Origin of the sequence: Massilia sp. R2A-15, assembly GCF_030704305.1 — a bacterium.
Taxonomy (GTDB): Bacteria; Pseudomonadota; Gammaproteobacteria; order Burkholderiales; family Burkholderiaceae_D; genus JAFCUW01.
Genome location: NZ_CP131935.1, coordinates 1,866,139 through 1,887,769, shown reverse-complemented (window position 1 = coordinate 1,887,769; position 21,631 = coordinate 1,866,139). Strand labels below are relative to the sequence as shown.

Annotated in this window: 20 protein-coding genes and 1 pseudogene; 14 read left to right on the top strand and 7 right to left on the bottom strand. The window is 63.4% G+C overall.

From position 1 onward, the window contains the following. Positions 1-16 precede the first annotated feature (16 nt). Positions 17-790 (bottom strand): hypothetical protein, encoded by a 774-nt coding sequence (locus Q4S45_RS08630; RefSeq protein WP_305510977.1) that lies wholly within the window; start codon positions 788-790, stop codon positions 17-19. Between the two features lie 618 nt (positions 791-1,408). Between Q4S45_RS08630 and Q4S45_RS08625 the strand changes: the two genes are divergently transcribed. From Q4S45_RS08625 to Q4S45_RS08615, 3 genes are read left to right on the top strand one after another with little or no spacing between them, the layout of a single operon-like run. Continuing rightward, positions 1,409-2,710, top strand: a complete 1,302-nt coding sequence (locus tag Q4S45_RS08625; RefSeq protein ID WP_305510975.1) for a carbohydrate porin — start codon at positions 1,409-1,411, stop codon at positions 2,708-2,710. A gap of 8 nt (positions 2,711-2,718) precedes the next feature. Continuing rightward, positions 2,719-4,449, top strand: coding sequence for an ABC transporter permease subunit (locus Q4S45_RS08620; protein ID WP_305510973.1), 1,731 nt, complete (start codon positions 2,719-2,721; stop codon positions 4,447-4,449). Positions 4,450-4,458: 9 nt separating this feature from the next. Continuing rightward, positions 4,459-5,769, top strand: coding sequence for a nitrate/sulfonate/bicarbonate ABC transporter ATP-binding protein (locus Q4S45_RS08615; RefSeq protein WP_305510971.1), 1,311 nt, complete (start codon positions 4,459-4,461; stop codon positions 5,767-5,769). 63 nt (positions 5,770-5,832) lie between these two features. Here the strand turns inward: Q4S45_RS08615 and Q4S45_RS08610 are convergent, their stop codons facing one another. From Q4S45_RS08610 to Q4S45_RS08595, 4 genes are all read right to left on the bottom strand, one after another. Further along, the gene (locus tag Q4S45_RS08610) at positions 5,833-6,702 is read right to left on the bottom strand and encodes an ABC transporter permease (RefSeq protein ID WP_305510969.1); all 870 of its coding nucleotides are present in this window, start codon (positions 6,700-6,702) and stop codon (positions 5,833-5,835) included. Then, positions 6,699-7,490, bottom strand: coding sequence for an ABC transporter ATP-binding protein (locus Q4S45_RS08605; RefSeq protein WP_305510967.1), 792 nt, complete (start codon positions 7,488-7,490; stop codon positions 6,699-6,701). The genes Q4S45_RS08610 and Q4S45_RS08605 overlap by 4 nt, the downstream gene beginning before the upstream one ends. After that, positions 7,490-8,485, bottom strand: coding sequence for an ABC transporter substrate-binding protein (locus Q4S45_RS08600; protein ID WP_305510965.1), 996 nt, complete (start codon positions 8,483-8,485; stop codon positions 7,490-7,492). Before Q4S45_RS08600 ends, Q4S45_RS08605 begins: the two co-directional genes overlap by 1 nt. A gap of 91 nt (positions 8,486-8,576) precedes the next feature. Then, a complete protein-coding gene (locus Q4S45_RS08595) occupies positions 8,577-9,890 on the bottom strand; it encodes a porin (protein ID WP_305510964.1) in 1,314 nt (437 codons plus the stop codon). A 173-nt stretch (positions 9,891-10,063) separates the two neighbouring features. Here Q4S45_RS08595 and Q4S45_RS08590 point away from each other — a divergent pair, with 173 nt between their 5' ends. The 4 genes and pseudogenes from Q4S45_RS08590 to Q4S45_RS08575 all read left to right on the top strand — a co-directional run bounded on the left by Q4S45_RS08590 (position 10,064) and on the right by Q4S45_RS08575 (position 14,345). Then, a complete protein-coding gene (locus Q4S45_RS08590; protein WP_305510962.1) occupies positions 10,064-10,735 on the top strand; it encodes a response regulator transcription factor in 672 nt (223 codons plus the stop codon). 43 nt (positions 10,736-10,778) lie between these two features. After that, positions 10,779-12,131 (top strand): sensor histidine kinase, encoded by a 1,353-nt coding sequence (locus Q4S45_RS08585; RefSeq protein ID WP_305510960.1) that lies wholly within the window; start codon positions 10,779-10,781, stop codon positions 12,129-12,131. After that, entirely contained in the window at positions 12,124-12,999 is an 876-nt protein-coding gene (locus tag Q4S45_RS08580) for an aquaporin (RefSeq protein ID WP_305510958.1), read from the top strand. The genes Q4S45_RS08585 and Q4S45_RS08580 overlap by 8 nt, the downstream gene beginning before the upstream one ends. 137 nt (positions 13,000-13,136) lie before the next feature. Continuing rightward, positions 13,137-14,345 (top strand): annotated as a pseudogene (locus Q4S45_RS08575) (MFS transporter). Positions 14,346-14,361: 16 nt separating this feature from the next. Here Q4S45_RS08575 and Q4S45_RS08570 read toward each other — a convergent pair. Continuing rightward, positions 14,362-16,104, bottom strand: a complete 1,743-nt coding sequence (locus tag Q4S45_RS08570; protein ID WP_305510956.1) for a glycosyltransferase family 39 protein — start codon at positions 16,102-16,104, stop codon at positions 14,362-14,364. A 482-nt stretch (positions 16,105-16,586) separates the two neighbouring features. On the opposite strand from Q4S45_RS08570, the gene Q4S45_RS08565 reads away from it, so the two are divergent. The 3 genes from Q4S45_RS08565 to Q4S45_RS08555 all read left to right on the top strand — a co-directional run bounded on the left by Q4S45_RS08565 (position 16,587) and on the right by Q4S45_RS08555 (position 18,913). Then, positions 16,587-16,763: a TonB-dependent receptor plug domain-containing protein gene (locus Q4S45_RS08565; protein ID WP_305510954.1), complete on the top strand. Its 177-nt coding sequence runs from the start codon at positions 16,587-16,589 to the stop codon at positions 16,761-16,763. 112 nt (positions 16,764-16,875) lie between these two features. Further along, positions 16,876-18,459 carry a protease pro-enzyme activation domain-containing protein gene (locus Q4S45_RS08560; protein ID WP_305510952.1) on the top strand — a complete coding sequence of 528 codons (1,584 nt, stop codon included), beginning with the start codon at positions 16,876-16,878 and terminating at the stop codon, positions 18,457-18,459. 34 nt (positions 18,460-18,493) lie between these two features. Next, a complete protein-coding gene (locus tag Q4S45_RS08555) occupies positions 18,494-18,913 on the top strand; it encodes a cupin domain-containing protein (RefSeq protein WP_305510950.1) in 420 nt (139 codons plus the stop codon). A 10-nt stretch (positions 18,914-18,923) separates the two neighbouring features. Here Q4S45_RS08555 and Q4S45_RS08550 read toward each other — a convergent pair whose 3' ends face one another. After that, complete coding sequence (locus Q4S45_RS08550) at positions 18,924-19,424, bottom strand: hypothetical protein (protein ID WP_305510949.1); 501 nt, start codon at positions 19,422-19,424, stop codon at positions 18,924-18,926. A 249-nt stretch (positions 19,425-19,673) separates the two neighbouring features. Here Q4S45_RS08550 and Q4S45_RS08545 point away from each other — a divergent pair, with 249 nt between their 5' ends. From Q4S45_RS08545 to Q4S45_RS08530, 4 genes are all read left to right on the top strand, one after another. After that, complete coding sequence (locus tag Q4S45_RS08545; RefSeq protein WP_305510948.1) at positions 19,674-20,120, top strand: hypothetical protein; 447 nt, start codon at positions 19,674-19,676, stop codon at positions 20,118-20,120. A 506-nt stretch (positions 20,121-20,626) separates the two neighbouring features. Beyond that, positions 20,627-20,974 carry a winged helix-turn-helix domain-containing protein gene (locus Q4S45_RS23180; RefSeq protein ID WP_308633173.1) on the top strand — a complete coding sequence of 116 codons (348 nt, stop codon included), beginning with the start codon at positions 20,627-20,629 and terminating at the stop codon, positions 20,972-20,974. After that, entirely contained in the window at positions 20,967-21,176 is a 210-nt protein-coding gene (locus tag Q4S45_RS08535) for a hypothetical protein (protein WP_305510946.1), read from the top strand. The genes Q4S45_RS23180 and Q4S45_RS08535 overlap by 8 nt, the downstream gene beginning before the upstream one ends. A 194-nt stretch (positions 21,177-21,370) precedes the next feature. Further along, positions 21,371-21,574, top strand: coding sequence for a hypothetical protein (locus Q4S45_RS08530; protein ID WP_305510944.1), 204 nt, complete (start codon positions 21,371-21,373; stop codon positions 21,572-21,574). Positions 21,575-21,631: the final 57 nt, after the last annotated feature.

Here is a 21,631-nt window from a genome sequence, read left to right as displayed (position 1 = left end):
TGTCGACTCCTGATGGTTAAGGGATGATGGGCGCCGGGGTCCGTGACCGGCTGATGGAAATGACCAGCGCTGCGATCACGGCAAGAAAAGCGGCGCTGGTATTGATGTTGCCCCAGCCGATGCCGCCGTACTCGGTCGACTGCGACAGCAGGTCGCCCAGAGAAGCGCCCAGCGGCCGGGTCAGAATATACGCCAGCCAGAACGTCAATACCGGATTGGCGCCAAAGCGGTAAGCGGCGAAGATGGCGAAAATCAGGCCGCAGAACACCATCACGCCGATACGAAAGCCAAGCCCCAGCGCCTCGGTTGCCAAGTCGCCGGCTGCGGTTCCAAGCGCAAACGTGAGCAGGATGACCACCCAGTAAAACAATTCGCGGCGCCGGGTGACGATGGACTGGATCGATAGCGTGCGCTCGCAACTGTACCAAACCGCGAACGCCACGGCCAGCGCGGCGCTGAACACCGCGGTGCTGGCGTACAGGCTCACGCCGAGTTTGTCGGTCAGGAAGTCCGTGAGTTGCGTACCGACAACGCTCAGCAGAACGACGGTGAGCCAGTAGGTCCACGGCACGTAGCGGCCGTTGCGCAACTGCAGCGCCAGCGCCAAGGCCAGCAGCGTCCCCATGATTGCATCGGTGACCAGCGGTCCGAGGCCGGCATTGACCGCCAGATAGTCGGCGCCGGTCTCGCCCACCGTGGTCGAAAGAACTTTAATAATCCAGAAAACCAGCGTTACCTCGGGCACCCTGTTGCGAACCAGGACGGAATCGGTGGCTGTCATCGGATGCATGGAATCTCGCTAATCAATAGAATTGTCGATATCCGAACGATAAGGCGGAATAATTAGCGCCGAATTAGGAGCAGCGCTTCCCGAGTGCTGGTTGCACCCGATGTGCCTGAATTGTTACCCCATGGGAGAATGACCGACGCAGTGTAAGAATTGTCGTCCGGATTCGCCAGTGACGGTTCAAGCGCTGCAAAATGAGGGCGCTTTCGCCATCAGACCAACGCGCAAAGTTTCGCGCTCGGCCTGATCAATGTCGAGAAGGCGCGCGCGGGGTCGCCGAATTCCTGTTGCATTGCGATTGTTGCGTCGATCTGTGGAGCGGTTTCACGGTCCTTACGCGGGCTGAGCCTCCTCATGGTGCCTCCAGGAGGCAGCCGATGAAACGCCAAAGATATGCTCCATTTTCGCGCCGCAATCACAATTACCAAGTCGCAACGATTCGGATAGACCGCGGACATCTTGCACTGATATCATCCTAACCCTTTTCTCTGCGATGTCATGCCGGTGGATTGGTCGCGTGCACGCATCCATTTGCTCCCGCACTCGCTGGCGCGGAATATCGTCAGTCAAGCCTACAATCACGGCTCATGCATTGAGCCTTCCACCGACATGGAATCGATTATGCGAATCTGCATCCATCTGCGCGCCGCCGCGCCGTTTCTGTTCTCGCTGCTGGCGCTCGCCGCGCCTGACGGCGCCCGCGCCGACGAGGAACAATGGAACGCGAAATTCCAGTCCACCTACATCTGGCAGCACAAGGATGCGTTCAGCTCGCCATACACCGGTGTCAACAGCTTGGCGCCGGCGGCCGAAAAAAGTTACTCGTTCACCGCCACCGCGGCATTTGGATTCAGGCCATGGGCCGGCGCGGAACTGTACATCGATCCAGAACTTGCGCAAGGCGTTCCCCTGTCGCACCTCGCCGGCCTCGGCGGCATGACGAACGGCGAAATGGCGCGCACCTCGGGCGCCAACCCGACCTTTTACCGTGCCCGCGCCTTTCTGCGCCAGGTGTGGGGACTGGGCGGCGGCAGCACGCAGGTCGAATCGGCCGCCAACCAGCTGGCCGGATTCACGGACCGCAGGCGCCTGACGCTCACCGCCGGCAATCTCGCGGTGGTCGACCTGTTCGACAACAACGCCTACAGCCACGACGCCAGGACACAGTTCATGAACTGGTCGCTGATCAGCTACGGCGCTTACGATTTTGCCGCCGACTCGCGCGGCTACACCTGGGGCGCGACGATCGAATACGTCGACGGCGATTGGAGTTTGCGCGCGGGCCGCTTCGTCCAACCGCGCGAATCGAACGGGCTGGCGCTCGATCCGAAGATCTTCCGCCGCTACGGCGACCAGGTCGAACTCGAGCATCGCCACGAGGGCGGTGCGGTCCGCCTGCTCGTGTTCCGCAACGTCGCCAATATGGGCACCTACACGGACGCACTCGCGCTTGGCGCACCGCCCGCGGTGGCCGGTGTGCGCAGTCGTCATGCGAAAATCGGCGTCGGCGCCAGCGTTGAACAGGCATTGACGGCGCAGGCCGGCGTGTTTGCCCGCGCCAGCTGGGCAGACGGCAAGACCGAGACCTACGCCTTCGCCGAAATTGACCGGTCGATGTCCGCCGGCGCGCTGGTCAAAGGCGCGGGTTGGTCGCGCCCCGCCGACACCGCCGGCGTCGCGCTGGCGCGCAACGGTCTGTCGGCGCCGCACATCGCTTATCTGGCTGCCGGTGGCGCCGGCTTCTTCCTCGGCGATGGCCGAATTACTTATCGGCCCGAAGTGGTGGGCGAATGCTTCTACAACCTGGCACTGCGCGACGGCGCCCACTTCGGCTTGAACCTGCAGCGCATCGCAAACCCCGCATATAACCGTGACCGCGGCCCGGTCACCGTGGCCTCCGTGCGGCTGCACGCCGAATTCTGAGCATGCCGATGAGCGAACGCAAGCAATTCTTCCCGCGCCAGGTCGTCGAAGCGGGCGGCAACCGGTGGGACTGGGCGCTGCTGCCGATCGTGCTGGCGGCCCTGGTCCTGCTGGCTTACGGCGCGGCGCAAATGGCGCATCCCTATCGCTTGGGCCAGCCAATGACGCTGTCGCTCGCGCCGGCCCAGCTGCCCTATTATCTGCTGCGCACGACGCTGCGTATGTTCCTGGCGCTGGGCGCCTCGGTGGTGTTCAGCTGCGTGTTCGCCACGCTGGCCACCAAATACCGCGCTGCCGAAAAGGTGCTCGTGCCCCTGCTCGACATCCTGCAGTCGATCCCCATCCTCGGCTTCCTGTCGATCACCGTGACCGGCTTCATCGCGCTCTTCCCGGGCAACCTGCTGGGCGTCGAATGCGCGGCGATTTTCGCCATCTTCACCTCGCAGGCATGGAACATGGCATTCAGCGCCTACCAGGGGTTTCGCACCGTACCGGGCGAATTGGTGGAGGCGGCGACCGTCTATCAGCTGTCTTCCTGGCAGCGCTTCTGGCGCCTGGAACTCCCGTACGCCATCCCCGGCCTGCTATGGAACATGATGATGTCGATGTCGGGCGGTTGGTTTTTCGTCGTCGCCGCCGAAGCGATCTCGGTCGCCAACCAGAACATCAAGCTGCCCGGTATCGGGTCGTACATCGCCTTGGCCATCGAGCAGCGCAACCTGTATGCGATCGGCTGGGCCATCGGCGCCATGCTGGTGGGGGTGCTGATGTACGACCAATTATTTTTCCGCCCTCTGCTCGCATGGGCCGACAAGTTCCGTTTCGAGGAGACCGGCAGCGAAACCGCCCAGCAATCGTGGCTGCTGACGTGGCTGCGCCGCACCGAACGAACCAAGGCGCTCGGCGCCCGCTGCATCGCGCTGCTCGAACGTTCGCTTGCGATCTTCCGGCTGCGCCACGACGGCACGTCGGTGCGCGCCCAAGCCGGCGTTGGCTCGATCGTCTCGGAACGCGCCTGGGATGCGATCATTGCGGCGCTGGCCTTCTATGCATTGTGGACGCTGGTGCACTTCGTCCAGAGCGAAGTGGGATGGGCTGAAGTTGGCCGCGTGTTCCTCCTCGGCTTCTACACCTTGAGCCGCGTGCTGCTGTTGCTGCTGCTGGCCGCCCTGGTGTGGGTACCCGTGGGCGTGTGGGTCGGGCTGAATCCGCGCCTGGCCCAGCGCGTGCAGGCGATGGCCCAGTTCTTCGCCGCCTTTCCGGCCAACTTGATGTTCCCCGTGGCGGTGGTCGGCATCGTGCATTTCAAGCTCGAGCCGGACATCTGGCTCTCGCCACTGATGATCCTGGGTACCCAGTGGTACCTGCTGTTCAACGTCATCGCGGGCGCATCGACGATCCCGACCGAACTGCGCTATGCGAGCCGCAATTTCGGCCTGTCCGGATGGCTGAAGTGGCGCCGTTACCTGCTGCCGGCGATCTTCCCGAGCTTCGTCACCGGCGCGATCACCGCTACTGGCGGCTCGTGGAACGCGAGCATCGTCGCCGAATACGTCACCTGGGGCGACACTACGCTGCAGGCGCACGGCATCGGTAGCTATATCGCCGAGATGACTGCGAAAGGAGACTTCCCCCGCATCGCGCTCGGCATCGCCATTATGTGCATTTACGTGATGGGTCTGAATCACTTCGTCTGGCGGCGCCTGTATCAGATGGCGGAAAACCGCCTGCATTTTTAGGAACATCCGATGTCCACTCCCATCCTCGAACTGAAAGGCGTCGGCAAGGCGTTCCGCTCCGCCGATGGCACTGCGCGCAATGTCCTCGAAGGCGTTGATTTCGCCCTGCACGAAGGCGAGATCGTCGCCCTGCTCGGCCAGTCCGGCTCCGGTAAGTCGACAATGTTGCGTATCCTCGCCGGCCTGATCCGCGCCGACCAGGGCCAGGTGCTGTACCGCGGCATGCCGCTGGCCGGCGCCGCGCGCGGCATCCGCATGGTGTTCCAGTCGTTTGCGCTGTTCCCGTGGCTGACGGTGCAGAAGAACGTCGAACTCGGCCTGGAAGCGCAGGGTGTCCCGCTGGCCGAGCGCGCGCGCCGGTCCGACAAGGTAATCGACCTGATCGGCCTGTCGGGCTTCGAGGGCGCTTTGCCGCGCGAATTGTCCGGAGGAATGCGCCAGCGCGTCGGCATCGCCCGCGCACTGGTGATGGAGCCAGAGGTGCTGCTGATGGACGAGGCCTTCTCCGCGCTCGACGTGATGACCGGCGAACGCCTGCGCGAGGAAATCCTCGAACTGTGGGAGTCCGGCAGCATCCCCACCAAGGCGATGCTGGTGGTGTCGCACAATATCGAGGAAGCGGTCATGATGGCCGACCGCGTGCTGGTCTTCTCCAGCAACCCGGGCCGCGTGCGCGCCGAATTGCCAATCGCACTGCCGCGTCCCCGCTCGGTCGAATCGGCCGAAGTGCGGCTGCTGATCGACGAGGTGTACGGCCTGATGACGGCGGGCAGTGCGCGTCCCGGCCGGACGGCGGAAAAGGAAGTCAAGCTGCAGCTGGGCGACCGTCTGCCGGAAGCGGACAGCGCGCGCATCGAAGCGGTGCTCGAACTGCTGCAGGAGGAACCGTTCCGCGGCAGCGCCGACCTGCCGCAACTGGCCGAAGAATCCGACCTGACCGACCGCGAACTGCTGGAAGTGTCGATCGCGCTGGCCTTCCTCGGCTTTGCCAGCCTGGCCAACGGCGACATCGGCATAACCGCGCTGGGCGAGCAATTCGTCGCGGCGGACCATGCGCAGCGCCAGGCGATTTTCGGCAAGCAGCTGCTCGAACACGTGCCTCTGGTGGCCTACATCTGCCACGGACTGGAACAGGACCGCTCCGGCGACCTGCCCAAAGAGCTGTTCCTGCGCCTGCTGCGCTTTACCCTCAACCCTGAGGAAGCCGAAAGCGCGCTGCGCGTGGCGATCGAGTGGGGCCGCTACGCCAACCTGTTCGAATACACTTTCCACACCGGGACGATTCAGCTGCCGCGCCCCGACCTGGTCGGCGAAGGTTGAAAAAACGGCCCGCAAGCGCGGGGCGAATGTGCTCTCGCACAGGAGAAATTCTCGCTCGATCGGCTACATGCCTTGTTCGACGAACTGCACCGGCCGCCATTTCAGCAGCACGTTCTCGAGCGCCGTCAATGCGTACTCCGCGGCCAGCGCAACGACCGCCAGCACAATCATCGCGGCGAACACGCCGGCCGCGTTGAAGGTTCCTTGCGCGGTCGAGATCAGCAGGCCGATGCCATGGCGCGCCCCGAGGAATTCGCCGACCACGGCGCCGACCAGCGCAAAACCGAAGCTTACGTGCAGGCTGGCCAGTATCCACGTCAGCGCCGATGGGAACACCACCGTGAACGTCACCTGGCGTTTGCTGGCGCCGAGGATATAGGCGTTGGCGATAAGGTTCTTGTCCGCTTCGCGCACGCCCTGGAAGGCATTGCCGAACACCACGAAGAACACCATCACCACCGCCAACGCCACCTTCGAGCCCATCCCGAGGCCAAACATGATGATGAAGATCGAACCGAGCACAACGCGCGGGATGGCGTTGGCCACCTTGATGTAGACGCTGAAGACGTCGGCCGCGAGCCGGTTCCTGCCCAGGCCAATCCCGAACAGGATGCCGAGGGCGCTGCCAATGATAAACCCGAGCGCGGTCTCCTCCATCGTCACCAGCAGCTCCTTCCACAAGGGACCTTGCGAAGTTCCCTCGGTCAGCCACACCTTTAGCTGGTCATAAATCGCCGACGGCTGGGAGAAGAAGAATGGGTCGATCAGGCCATACCGCACCGCAGCTTCCCATCCGGCGAGCGTGCAGACCGCAACCGCAATCCGCAAGAAAAGGACCAGGCGCCGATGATTGATCGCGCGCGCGATGGCTTTTCGTTCATCTTCCCGGTCGACCGGCGGCGCCGTCGTGCCATTCAGGGTATTCGTATTCATCTCGCTCCGATGTAAATCTGTACTTCGTCTTTGAGGTCCGACCAGATCCGCTTCGACAAGTCGATGAATTCGGGGGAGTAGCGCGCCGTGGCAACCTCGCGCGGACGCGCGAGCGGAATCTCGTAGCTGCTCTTGACCGAACCCGGGCCCTTGGTCAGCACTACCACGCGGTCGGCCAAGGCGATGGCTTCCTCGATGTCATGGGTCACGAACACGACCGACGCCTTCTTCTCGGACCACAGCCCCAGCAACTCGTCCTGCATCAGCGCCCTGGTCTGTACGTCCAGCGCCGAGAAGGGTTCGTCCATCAGCAAGATCTTCGGCTCGTTGATGAAGGTCTGCGCCAGGGCCACGCGCTTGCGCATGCCGCCCGAGAGCTGGTGCGGATAATGCCGTTCGAATCCGGCCAGCCCGACCCGGCGCACCCACTGCGCCGCCATCTCGGTCGCCAGCTTCTTGTCGGTGCCGCGATAAATCGGTCCGAGCGCGACGTTGTCGATCACGTTCTTCCACGGGAAAACCGCGTCGGACTGGAACACGAAGCCGATATCCGGATGGATGCCGGTGACGCGCTGGCCGAAAACGCTGACCGAGCCGGAAGACGGCGGATTGAGTCCTGTGATCATCCCCAGCGTGGTCGATTTTCCGCATCCGGTTGGTCCGACGATTGCGCAGAAATCGCCTTCGTTGACCGTCAGACTGAAGTCCGCCAGCGCCAATGTGGTCTTGCCTGCGGGGCTGATGAATTTGCGCGTGACGTTGCGCAGTTCGATCGCGACATTGGACATTATTTGACGGCCTTGACGAACTCGGTGCTGAAGGTGTTGGCCAGGTTGATGGACTTGCCCTGCACCGCCTTGTCGAAGCCGTTCAGCACCTTCAGCACCGTGGGCGGGCCGTTCTCGGGCATCACGCCGTCGGCGGTAAACATCATCTTGCTGGCCTCGAGCGCGTCGATGTACTGCTGGCGATTGACGGCTGAATACTCGGCCGGCATCTTCTCGGCGATCTCCTTGGCGCTGTGGGTGCGAATGAAGCGCAGCGTCTTGACGAACGCAGTGGCCAGTTTCTGCACCTGCTCCTTGTGCGTATTGACCCATGCGGTCGGCATGTACAGACAGGCCGCAGGATAGGTGCCGCCCAGCGCCGCTTCGGTTTCCTTCACCGTACGCAGGTCAACAAGGACGGTGGCCGCGCCGGTCGACAGGAGGCGCGAAATGGTCGGCTCGGTAGTCATGCCCGCATCGATCTTCCCCTGTCCCATCGCGGCGATAAAGCTCGCGCCCGCACCTACCGGCAGGGTGGTGAATTCGGTGTTCTTGATACCGGCCTTCGCCGCCAGGTACAAGGTGAGGAAATTGGTGGACGAACCGAGGCCCGTGACACCCAGCGTGCGGCCCTTGAAGTCCGCCGGCGAGCGCACCTCTTTCGCGGCCGCCTTTGATACCAGGATCACTTCGCCAGGCGCCTGGCTGAACTGCACCACCGACTCGACCATCTTGCCGCGCGCCTGCAGGTCGATCGTATGGTCGTAGAAGCCGATCACGCCCTGGGCTGCGCCCGACAGCATCTCGGTCTCGGCGTTCACGCCCGCCGGCTCGCTGAGCAGCTCGACGTCGAGTCCGGTCTCCTTGAGATAGCCGAGCTGTTCGGCCAGCTTCGCCGGCAGGTAGATTTGTTTCTCGATTCCGCCGACCATAATGGTGATTTTTTCCGCTGCGGACGCGTGCATGCAGCCCAGAAGCATTGCAAAGGCGGCGAGCGGCTTGAGGATGGTGTTCATGGTGTCTCCTTCGAATTATTTTGGGAACTGAACAATATAAGGGGCGGCGGCTTTCAAAATGCTTTCCTTTTGATTACCGCCTCGTGAGCGATCAGAACTTGAAGCGCATGCCGACCGCGGCTTCGTTCTGTTCCTTGAAGCCGTTGGCCTGGGCGGCCAGGTAGGTGCCGTCGGTCTTCAGGCGATCGACCGCCAGGTATAGTTCGGTGCGCTTGTCGAAGCGATAGAACGACGATGCGTACAAGGTCTTGCGCTTGCCGGTGCCGGTACGGGTGGCACTGGCGGTGTTGGCGAAGGCGTTGAGCACGTAGCCGCTGCCGTTGACGGCCGCATTGTTCGCATTCATGGTCTGCCAGCCCAGCTCGTAGTCGAAGCGGCCGGCCGGCGAGAAGCGCGCCGAGATGGTGTAGGCGTTGTCGTCGCGGTTCCCGATCGCCGCTGGCTGGTCCGCCGTGTAATGGACGTAGCCGGTATTCAGGCGCAGCAGGCCGAACTGGTAATTGCCGCCCACAGAATACGAGGTGTGCCTGAAGTTGTTGACGTTGGCGCTGGTGACGAAGCCGGCGATGTTGAGTTTGCCGCCGTTGTACGCCAGACCCAGCGATTTGGTGGTGCCACTGTCGAAGTCGCCCGGTACGCCGCCGAGCTGGTAACCGAGGCCGACCATGAACTTGCCGACCTGCTTCTTCCAGACGATGCCCTTGTCGTAACGGGTGCCGGTGGCGCTGCCCGAATAAAAAATGAACTGTTTGAAGTCGTTGTTGTTGCTGTAGCCGCCCTCTTCCATTGTCACGCCCGCCGAACCGTAGGGATCGCCGTAGATCTTGGAGAACTCGCGCGCCAGGGTGTTCTGGCGGCCCAGCGTGATGCGGCCGATGGTGTCGCTTTCCATTCCCAGCCAGGCGTCGCGGTTGAACAGCACGCCGGGCGAGTCCATATTGCCGGTCGGTAGTTCATACTCGCTCTCGAGCTTGAAGATCGCCTTCAGGCCGCCGCTGTCCTTCAGCACGTGCTGGCCTTCGATGCCCCAGCGATTGCCGCTGAACCAGGCGATTGGCATGTCGTTCAGGGTATTGCCGGCCTTGTCGGCATTGGTACGGCGGCTCAGGCTCATGTCGAGCAGGCCGTACAGGCGCACGTAATCGGCGCCGCTCTTGAGCATGACCCCTTCGCCGGGCGTCTGGCTGAGCGCATCGTCGGCCGCTGCGGCTTTCGGATGGGCTTTCGCGGCGGCGCTGGCGCGGATCTGCTCGAGCGCCTGCTGGGCCTGCTGCGCCGCAACCGTTGCGTCGGCTGCCGCCTTCTGTGCCTGCGCCAGGGCCTGCTGCATGTCATCGGAGGTCTGGGCATGGACGCCCTGCGCCAGCGTCGCCAGAACGGCGACCGCGATCAATCGTTGCTTCATTCTTGTGTCTCCTGGGGTTAGAAATGGACGTCTGCCAGACCCGTCTGATGCGGTTTTGGCCAACAGCAGCCAATGTAGAGCGCCCTACCCTTCTATTTGCCTTCAATAAACAGTGGCGGAAAAAATAATTGCCGCGTAATGAACGATTTGCCGAAATGCAGTACGCTGTGGCGATGAAACTTTTGCTAGTAGAAGATAATCAGGAGCTGTCCGGATGGCTGAGCCGGCTGCTCACCCAGTCCGGCTTTGCCGTCGAGCAGGCGTTTTCCGGCACCGATGCCGCGCACCTTCTGCTCACCCAGGCTTACGATGCGATCCTGCTGGACCTGACCTTGCCGGGACTGAACGGACAGACCTTGCTGCGCAGCCTGCGCGCCAAGAACAATCAGGTGCCGGTGCTGATCATCAGCGCGCAGAACACCTTGCAGGACATCATTGCGCACCTGGACTTGGGCGCCGACGACTACCTGGCCAAGCCGTTCGACATCCAGGAACTGGAGGCGCGCCTGCGCTCGCTGCTGCGGCGCGCGAGCGGCAAGGCCAATCCCGTCATTTTTTGCGGCGGGCTATCGTACGACACCAACACCAAGCAGTTCAGCAGCAAGGGCGCGGTGCTGGGGCTGACGCCGCGCGAGCACGCGGTGCTCGAGACTCTGATCCGCCACAGCGGCAAGACGGTGTCGAAACAGAATCTTGCCGACAACCTGTGCACGCTCGACGACATGGTGTCGGCCAAGGCGCTGGAGATTTACATCGTCCGGCTGCGCAAGAAGCTGGAGCAATCGGGTGCGCAAATCCTCACCTTGCGCGGCCTCGGCTACATGCTGAGCTATGTCGCCGCCTGACATGCGCGGCGTTGGCAGTCTCAAACGCCGGCTCGCCTTATGGGTGTTGTTGCCCGCCGTGCTGATCGCGGCGGTCGATTTCATGTTTGCGCGCAGCGACACCGATGGCGTGGCGACCCTGGTGCAGCAGCAGCTGCTCATGGGCGCCGCCAAGATCATCTCCGAACCGTTGGCGAAGATCGATGGCGGCTACGAGATCAGCATTCCGCCGGCGGCGTTCGAACTGTTCGCCAACAAGACCCAGGACCGGGTGTTCTACTCGGTGCGCAGCAAGAGTGGCATCCTGCTCGCGGGCGATGCCGATATGCCGCTGTACGCCGGAGCGCTGGAGATCGAGCAGGAAAAGTATTTCCTCGCATCGATGCGGGGCGAGCCAGTACGCGTGATCGCCTACAAGCATGCGCTGCCAAGCACGCGGTCGACCGATTACGCCATCACCGAAGTCGCCCAGACCCTGCATGGTCACACCGCATTCCGGCACGATTTGATGCGCACCGCCGTGCGCGAGACGCTGATTCTGTTCGTCCTGCTGGTCTCGGGCCTCGCATTCGCGGTGCGCTGGACGCTGCTCCCCTTGATTGCATTCGGCGCGCAGCTGCGCGACCGACGTCCCGGGTCTCTGCAAAAGCTCGACGCAGACACCTCGCTCGCCGAGCTGCGCCCGATCATCGTCGCGTTGAATGATTACGTCGTCCGCCTCGACCACACGCTCGGATCCTACGAGCAGTTCGTCGCGAACACCGCGCACCACCTGCGCACCACGTTCGCGATCCTTACGTCGCAAATCAACTTCGGCCGGCGCGATCCGAGCGCGAATGCCGCCTGCATGGAAGTATTCGGCGCGATGCAAAAGTCGGTCGCGCATGGCGGCCGCGCGATCAACCAGCTGCTGGTGCTGGCGACCGTGGAACAGAAGCGCCCCGACGCCGCGTCGGTGGCGGTCAACCTGGCGGCAACTGTCACCAGCGTCATCGAAGAACTCGCGCCGCTGGCGCAGCAAAAAGGTATCGAGCTCGGTGTCGACGCCCTCGACGAGCAGGCGACCGTGATGTGCTCCGCCTACCTGTTGCGGGAATTGATCGCCAACCTCGTCGACAACGCGATTCAGCATCTGGCCGGCAATGGAACCGTCATCGCCTCGGTGCTGCAAGCGGCGGACGCGACGGTGCTCGAGATCACCGATTCGGGCCCGGGCATTCCCGAGCACCAGCGCGCGCGCGTGTTCGAACGGTTTTACCGGATCGACCAGACCAAGGCGCAAAGTTCCGGCCTCGGCTTGGCCATTGTGAAGGAGATCTGCGACGCGATCGGCGCGCAGGTTGCCCTCTGCGCCGGCGATCACGGCGCCGGCCTGCGCGTCACCGTGCGCTTCCCGATCGCGGGCAACCATGACTGAGGCGAGCGGATACGTCGCGCAGTTTCGCCAACACTGGCCGCAGTATGCGATCGAAGCGGCGGGGCTGGGCGCCTTCATGCTCGTCGCCGCCCTGGTCGACACGGCACTCGAGTCGCACCGTTTTCCCCTGCACGTGCTGGTCGCCAGCGCGCTGCTGCGGCGCGCCCTGATGGGAGTGGCGATGGGCGGGACCGCGGTGGCGCTGATTTATTCGCCGTGGGGGGCGCGCTCGGGCGCGCACTTCAATCCCGCGCTGACCCTGACTTATGCGCTGCTGGGCAAGATCGGCCGCTTCGATGCCGCCATGTACGCGTGCGCGCAGTTCGCCGGCGGCGCGGCGGGCGTACTGCTCGCCCATCTGCTTGCCGGGCCGGCGCTGGCGGAAGCGCCGGTTTCCTTCGCTGTGACCGTGCCGGGCAGCTGCGGTGTGGGCGTGGCGTTCGGCATGGAAATGCTGATCTCGGCCATGCTGATGGGGGCGTCGCTGTACGCCAGCAACCAGGTGCGGCTAATGCGCTACACGGGTCTGATCTGCGGCGTGCTAATCGCGCTGTTCGTCACCTTCGAAGCGCCGTTTTCCGGCATGAGCATGAACCCGGCGCGCAGTGTCGGCTCGGCCCTCCCGAGCGGCATCTGGACCGCGATGTGGCTGTATTTCACCGCGCCGATCATGGGGATGGGCTTGGGCGCGCTGGTATATCGCGCCACCGGACCGGCCGTCGTGGCGTGCGCGAAGCTGAATCACGACACCGATGCGCCCTGTCCGTTCCGCTGCCATTTCACGGCCAGGGGCATTCACGTTCCGAGCCTGATCCGAGGCGCCGAATCCGAGCTCGCCAAACTCGATAAACGTATCCGCGGACGATGACGACGCGCCTTACGATACGATGAGTGCCGGCACGGTCGGTGTCGCTCGTAACTCCTTCGCCAGACCGGTAAATTGATAACTATGCCAATTCTTAATAATTCACCCTTGCGATCTGACCGCATCCAGGCCTGGCGCTGATGTTGGGCAGCTTGCTTCTCCCGCCAGGCGTTCATGCAACCGCCCTGTCGCTTCTGGTCGCGCGTGCGCTCCGAGCCTTCGCGGACGGCTATGTCGCTGTCTTGCTGCCGGCGTACCTGCTTGCCCTGAGCTTGGGGCCGTGGGAAGTGGGAGTGCTGGCGACGGCCACGCTGCTCGGGTCGGCGTGCGCAACATTGGCCGTCGGAGCGTGGGGGCACCGCGTGCACCATCACCGCCTGATTCTGGGCGCCGCCGCGCTCATGGCAGCCACCGGCTTCGCATTCAGCATGGCGTCGACGTTCTGGCCGCTGTTGGCGATCGCCTTCGTCGTAACACTGAACCCCAGCTCGGGCGACACGAGCGTATTCCTGCCGCTTGAGCATGCGCGCCTGGCCGAATGCGCCGACGGCGACGCGCGCACTTCCCTATTCGCCCGATACAGCCTCCTGGGGTCGCTTTCGTCCGCGCTGGGCGCCTTGGCAGCGGCGCTGCCATCCCACATTTCGGCCGCAACCGGTCTCTCCGCGGTCGATGGCTTACGCTGCATCTTCGGGCTGTATGGCCTGGACGGCTGCGGGGTGTGGATGCTTTCCCATCGCTTTCCGTCCCCCATGAAGCGGCGCCTCAGCCACGAACTCCGCTCGGCCGGTCGAGCCCTACTGTCGTCCGCCTGGCCGCCCTCTTCTCAGCCGACTCGTTCGCCGGAGGCCTCGTCGTCAACGCACTGCTGGCGCTCTGGCTGTTCAAGCGGTTCGACATGTCGGTGGCGTCTGCCGGCCAATTCTTTTTCTGGTCCGGGGTCTGCGCCGCCGCGTCGCAGCTTGCGGCGCCGCCGCTCGCGCGCAGGATCGGCCTGGTGAACACAATGGTCTTCACGCACATCCCGGCGAGCCTCTGCCTGATCGGCGCCGCCTTCGCTCCCACCATCTGGCCTGCCTTGGGGCTGCTGGTCGTCCGAGCGCCGCTGTCGTCGATGGACGTGCGGGCGCGCAGCGCCTTCGTCATGTCGGTGGTGACGCCAGCCGAGCGCGCGGCAGCCGCCAGCTTCACCCCGTCCCCAGGAGCATGGCGTCCGCCGCCCCGTTATTGGCGCCGGCCTTTTCGCTGCCGGCTTGCTCGCCGCTCCCCTGGTGGCGTGCGGCTGCCTGAAAATCGCCTACGACTTGGCTCTCTGGAAGTCCTTCAAGGACACCGAGCCTTTGCCCTGATGGAGGACGCGCGCGCCTATCTGCGTGTCGTCAGATCACCAACGGGTTTTGTTCGCCTCTCCACAATCAGCCAAAACCGCTCGTCCTCATCGCCCGGCCGGGCGCCCGACCAGACCAGCCTTTGGGCGCCGCCCGCTTCCACCGATGGCGTTCGCGTGGCGGGCCCCTCGACCAGCAGCGCGCCACAATGCCGCGAAGAGGCGCGCGTTGCCGTCATGCCGAGATAATAATGGAGCATCGCAAGCTCGCTTTCACCCAGGCCCGATTGCGACAGGCACTTCACGCCCGGCGGCAAAGCTTCGCGCACGGATTCGAACACGCTGCGATAGCTCTTGGCGGCGTCGATCCATGGCCCCCACAAGATGGCAAAGGACGCCCAGGTGACGGACAAACCGACAAACCAGCAGCGTAGCCCATACCCCCTGAAAACCCGCGCGCTCGCTGCGAGCCATAGCGGTATCGCCGTCGCCGCCAGCGCCGCGGCAAATCGCCATGCATCGAACACCGGATGAAACTGCGAAGGCAGGTAGTTCGCAACGATCGGCCAATCCGGCACACTTCCAGTCGCCATCATCGACGTCCAGCCAGTCCAGACCGCGATTGTCATTGTTCCGAACAAGGCGCAGGCGCCGCACGCCCACCATCGATCCAGCGTGCTTGGCAAGGACTCGGCGGCGGGCGCGGCGAGCAGCGCCAACGGCAACAGGATAGGCAAAGCGTAGTTGTCGCGGGCCGAAGCGGAACATCCGAGCACGAGCAGCAGGACCGCGCACAGCGTCAACGCGAGCTGAATCGCCGGGTCGTTCATCGCACCGCCGCGCCTTCGCCACAGCGTGAGCAGCGCCAGCGGCCAGCCAGGCAATGCAATCCAGGGAAGGTTCTCTATCCAGAACCACGGAGGGTGCGCAGCGCCGAGTTCGGCCACCGAAAATCCAAGGAACCTGCCGATGTTATTGGCCCATATCCATTCCTTCAGCAGTTCGGGCGAGCGGCCGAGCAACAGCATGGGCCAGATCGTCAGCCACGGCAGCGCGGCCAGGCAGCCCATCCAAAGCTCGCGCAGGTAGCTGCGCCGGCGCCACTGAACGAACAGCAGCGGCAGCATGAGCGCGCTGCATGCGAGGACGCCGGGGCCGAGCAGCCCTTTCCCCATGAATGCGATCCCGGCGCCAGTGCCGAGGATCAGTCCCGCGTGCTGACCATACCGTGCGGAGCGCAGCAGGCCACAGATAGCGACGCCAAAGCCGAACAGCATCGCAAAATCAGTCAGCATGAGGTGGGCGTACCGCTCCAGTCCGAGGCAGGACAACAGCACCAGCACGCCGACTTTCGCATGCCTGCCGTCCCAGCACGCGCGGACGGCAATCGCTGTCGCGATACAGGTGCCGACCAGGAACAGGGTCGTCGCAAGACGGGCCGCGTCGTGCGGCGCCAGGAAAGGCGAGGACATCCGCACGCAAAGCGCAGCCACCCAATAAAACAGCGGAGGCTTTTCCATGAAAGGCGCGCCGGCCATCGTCGGCACCATCCAGTCGCCGGAATCGAGCATGTTGCGAACAATATCGGCTATGTAGGTTTCGTCCTGCTTCCAGGGATCGTGGCCGATCATGCCCGGCAGCAGATAGCAGGCGACGAGCGCTGCAAACGCGATCAGGCCGTTGCCACGCGCCGACCATCGAACAAGGCGCGCGCCGCGCGATGCGCCAACAACAGCGATGGGCAAGCAGTGCGAGGCGCGAATTTTTCTGATGGTCTCCATTCGATTCCCATGGCCGCATCGTCAAGACAATCGTACCTCCTCCCGGCGCCGATTCCACATTCCGTGGCGCAAAACAAACAGTGTGTAATCGAGTGGTAATGGACCGATGCACACGGCGTACCCTGGGAAGAATGTTTAATGTTTGGCAGTCACGTCGGAAGTATATTTAACGCGCCGCGCCTGAACTTGTATATACCATTTTTCTAGCGCGTTAGCGACGTGGGACTACGCCGGAGCAGTCCGCCGGTAATTCCCCCTGTAGAAATTACCGGCTCGAGCATCCGGCGCGCCGCGTCGGAAACCGCGCTGCCGATCACCACGCTCAAGCATGAAGACATCGTGCATACCGGCGCCACCACGGCGCAGGACCTGGTCGCCCTGGTTCCTGCGAATTTCGGCGCTTCGGTGCTGGCAAACAACGGCGGCTCGACCGGGCGCCCTCCACCGCCAATCTGCGCGGACTGGGCTCGAACTACACCCTGGTGCTGCTCAACGGACGGCGCGTCTCCAACCACGGGCTGGGCAACAACCCGGTCGACCTGAATTCGATTCCGCTGCCGGCAACCGACCGTGTTGAGTTGCTGCCCGACGGCGCGTCGGCCACCTACGACGCCGATGCCATCGCCGGCGTCACCAATTTCTTTATCAGCAGCCAATGATGATGAAAACGTAATGATGAGGAGCCAGCGCGCGGGTTTATGCTGGCACTGTCGGTTCAAGCGTTAAGGTCATTGAACCGTCCCGCTTAAATGTGAACTTGAGGTGTCGATCATGGCCGTCATTCCCAACCGCACCCTACTTTCCGGCAGCGCCCCTGCTGCAGTCGCCCGGGTACACGCCCAAAGCCCCGTGTCCGCCGACGAACGTTTCGAGGTGACCGTGCGCCTGCGTCGCAAGGCGCCGCTTCCCGCGGCCCATGCGTCGATCGCCGCCACCGTGCAAGCGCGAAGCTATATGACGCGGGAGGAGTATGCCGCCACCCACGGCGCCGATCCGGCCGATATCGCCAAAGTCGTCGCCTTCGCGCAGCAGGCCGGGCTGGTGGTGGTCGATACCAGCGTGGCCCGCCGCAGCGTGTTCCTGTCAGGTACCGCGCAGCAGTTCGTGGACGCATTCGACACCGAGGTCGAGCAGGTCGAGCTCGATTCGGGGGTGTCGCGGCGCCGCACCAAGCCGATCACCTTGCCGGCCGACCTGGCCGACATCGTCGAAGGCGTGTTCGGCATTGGCGACACGCCGACCGCCATTCCCCATTTCCAGGTGCTCGCGGCGCCGGCAGTCATGCGCGCTGGCGCCGCGGCCAGTTCCTTCACGCCGCCCGAGCTGGCAAAGCTCTACAACTTTCCGACGGGCCTGGACGGCGCGGGCCAGTGCATTGGCATCATCGAGCTCGGCGGAGGCTACCGCTCGGCCGACATCAAGGCCTATTTCAGGCGGATGAACCTGCCGGTACCGCAAGTCAAAACCATTTCCGTCGATGGCGCCAAAAACCGTCCCACCAACGCCAACAGCGCCGACGGCGAAGTCATGCTCGACATCGAAGTGGCGGCGGCCATCGCGCCGAAAGCCTTGATTGCCGTGTACTTTGCGCCGAACACGGACAAGGGCTTCCTCGATGCCATCACGATGGCGATCCACGATACGGTCAACAAGCCATCGGTGATCTCGATCAGCTGGGGCAATCCAGAGAAGAACTGGACGGCCCAGGCGATGCAATCGTTCGACCAGGCCTTCCAGACGGCGGCGGCACTGGGCGTGACGATTTGCTGCGCCGCTGGCGACGCCGGCTCGGGCGATGAGAACCCGGACCACACGCAGCCAGACGGCCTGGCGCATGCCGACTTTCCCGGCTCCAGCCCGGCCGTACTGTGCTGCGGCGGGACGCGCCTGACCGCCGCCGGGGTCGAGACCGTCTGGAACGACGATCCGCTGCGCAGCGCCGGCGGCGGCGGCGTCAGCGACTTTTTCCCGCTGCCCGCCTACCAGGCTGCGGCCGGTGTGCCGGCGTCGGCCAATCCCGGCGGACGGGTTGGACGCGGCGTGCCCGATGTGGCGGCGGACGCCGACCCGGTCACCGGCTACATGGTGCGGGTCGATGGACATGAATACGTGTTCGGCGGCACCAGCGCGGTCGCTCCTCTGTGGGCCGGACTGATCGCGCTGATGAATCAGAAGCTGGGAAAACCCGTGGGATTTCTCAATCCCTTGTTGTACGACGCGGCGGTCAGCAAGGCGTCCTTTCGCGACATCACGACGGGAAATATCGGCGCCTATGAAGCGAAGCCCGGCTGGGACGCGTGCACTGGCTTGGGCAGCCCAAACGGGGCCAACTTGCTGCACGCTTTGGGCGGCTGAATCGGGGCGCCTGCCGTTTGACAAGGAGAAGACCATGCCGCATCCTCACCACGCGCGTCGCACAATCATCGCCATTTCGGTGCTCAGCTGCGCCACCTGCTTTGCCGGCCTTCTGTTCGCGCAGAATGGTTCGCCTGACATTCCTCGAGGCGTGACGACCAAAGTGCTGGGCAACATCGACCTCAACGGCCAAATCAACGACATCGCCGGCCGCCAGCTTCGCGCGCGCCTCGCGACCATGGAACCAGGCGGCCACCTCCCTGTCCATAACCACGCGGGCCGGCCCACGCTCGAATACATCCTCCAGGGCACGGTAATCGAAGTACGCAATGGCGTGGAAATCCCGCACAAAGCTGGCGACGTCGTCATTGCCACCCATGACGTCTCTCATGGCTGGGAAAATCGCAGCACGGCGCAGGTGATGCTGCTGCCGGTGGACATTTATAAACCATAGAAAAACGTTCTCATTTTTCAGCTGCGGGCGCCGCGCCAAATACCGAGCAGTAAGTCACGCTTCCTTCCAGGTTCGCGCCCGCGCCGCCGTTGCGATCGATCAGCTTGAGCCACCCGTTCGGATGCGACGCCGATGGCGTGCCGCCGCAGTTCACATGCACCCAGTGAAGCCCAAAGCCCTTCGTGTAGAGCGCGCCGCACACCTCGACCTTGTCGTTCAAGCGAATCGAATTGATCGGCGCCGGCACCGCAGCAACCCGGGGATCGAAACCGGCGGCGAACACATTATCGATCGCTACGTCATAGGTTTTGCCATCCTGGTCGGCCAGCAGCGACAGGTGCGTGTGCGAGAGTTCGATCCCTTTGCGGAACTGACCGTGCGCGAACCTCGGTCCCTGGACGACGACGCCGGTGCGATAGGCGCCGGCCGCGGCCACGCAGTCAGCCTCCTCACCGGCCCGGCTCGATGTGCTGATCACCAGCAGCGATAAACCAATCAGTAGCGCTTTCACAGCGTCTCTCCTTCGGTTGCGCACCTTTCGGCTTCTGGTCCAAACAATGCTTCATGCTACTACTGCGCCGATCAGTCTCCACAGACTGGGATCAAAGCGTGTTGTTCGCTTGCGTTACGGTCGATCTATCTTATGACAAGACGACTGCGCCGAGCCCTCATCAAAATTACGCAATCGCAACGATTCGGAGAACAAGCGGACATCTTGGACTGCTATCATCCGGCGCTTTGCGTCGCGATGGCATGCGGTATGATCGCGCTCACTGAGACATCATCGCACTCCGCGTGCAGGAGAGAATATTTGCCTATCGCATCATCGATCAAAATTGCCGGAATAACTCTGTTCACGATGTCGCTTGCCGGCTGCACATTCAATTTTCGCTTGCCTGCATCCGAACCAGTGCGCCTGACCGTGTTCCAGAACGGGCATGCAGGACAGGAGCGCAGCCTCGCCGCGGCCGATTCGATGCGGGAAGCCGCGAATCGCTGGCTCGCGGCCAACCCGGATGGCTGGAGCTACGCGTTCCAGACGCGCGATCCACGCCTCTACCTGCGCGGCAAAAGCTTTTACATGAACGTCTCGGAGACGGAAGTCGCGGTGAAATATTGCCGCGGATTTTACAACTGCCATTTCTGGGTCAAAAAAGACGACCGGCTGTTTATCCAGATGAGCACCGAATTGAAACGTCCCGGCTAAGGCGAGCTGAACGATACGCCCTGGCCTCGCTTGAGCGCTATTATCAAGTCGCAATCACTCCTCCACATGGCGGAAGGATCCCTCCGCTACCATTTCTACAGGCGCAATCCGCACCGTCACCGATCTTGTATCGCACGCTCCAACGAAAGCAATCAACACCATGTAATGCCTAGTCATTGAGGATGAAGTCGAAACCTCACGCTATATCTGCAAAGGCCTGCAAGAGGCTGGCATTTCGCCCGTCCGCTGCTACGCCGGTGAAATTGGCTTGCAGCACGCATTGGACGAAACCCGGGACGTCATCGTTGTCGACCGCATGCTGGCTGGATCGATCGATGGCCTCACCCTCATCGGCCAGCTGCGCGCACAGGCAAGCGCACGCCGATCATCGTCCTCAGCGCGCCGGCCAGCACCGATGTGCGTGTGAATGGACTGCGTGGCGGCGCGGGACGACTACCTGACAAAGCCGTTCGGCTTTTCCGAGCTGCTGGCCCGGATCGAAACTGTTGCGCCGCGTTGGAGCGGCACGGCAAAGCACGCGCCTGCAGGTCGCGGACCTGGCGATCGACGTGAATACGATGCGGGTGGCGCGCGCCGGCAAGGCGAACACGCTGCAACTGCGCGAATTTCGTCAGCTCGAGTTATTAATGCGCAATGCGGGTCAAGTAGTGACGCGCACCATGCTGCTCGAAGGCGTGCGGGAATATCACTTCGAACTGCAAACTAATGTGATCGACGTGCAGATCAGCCGGCTGCGCACCAAGCTCGACAAGGACTTCGGCCGAAAGCTGATTCACACCGTTCGCGGCGGTGGCTACCGCCTCGCTGCAGGCTCCGTTCCGGTCGATGCTTAAGCTGCCCGGTTCGGTCGCCGCCCGCCTCGTCATCAGCTACGGTCTCCAGGGGATCGTAGCGATGGTCGCCGTGTCCAGTGTGTTCTATTTCGGTACGGTCGGTGTTCTGCACAAGAACATCGACGAGAAGCTGCTCACGCCATCCCAGCGCTTCGCCAGCGAGACGCCAGACGAACTGGCCGAGAAAATCCGGCGCCAGTGAAACGATGGCATTGACAGCGACCGGGAAATCTATCTGCTGCTGGACGGCGGCGGCCAGCGCCTGGCAGCCAACTTCGAGAAATGGCGTGGACTCGAGAGTGACGCCACGGCAACCAGACCCGCGACCGGGTGCGCAACGGCGCGCCATCGCACGCGCGGATTCTGCACCAGCGCTTGCCGCGCGCCGAAACGCTCGTGATTGGCTACGATCTCGACGAGCGCAGCGCGATCGGCCGCATGATGTGGCGTTCGCTCGCAGAGGGCGCCGCGCTTTCGCTGGTGTCCACGGTGCTCGGCGCGCTGCTATGCCGGCGCCAGGTGGCGCGGCGCATCGGCGATATCCGGCGCGCCGCGAACGACATCGGCGCGGGCGATCTGCAGCGCCGTGTGCCGATCTAGGGCAGCGACGAGTTCGGCTTGCTCAATCGCGACATCAACACCATGCTCGACCGCATC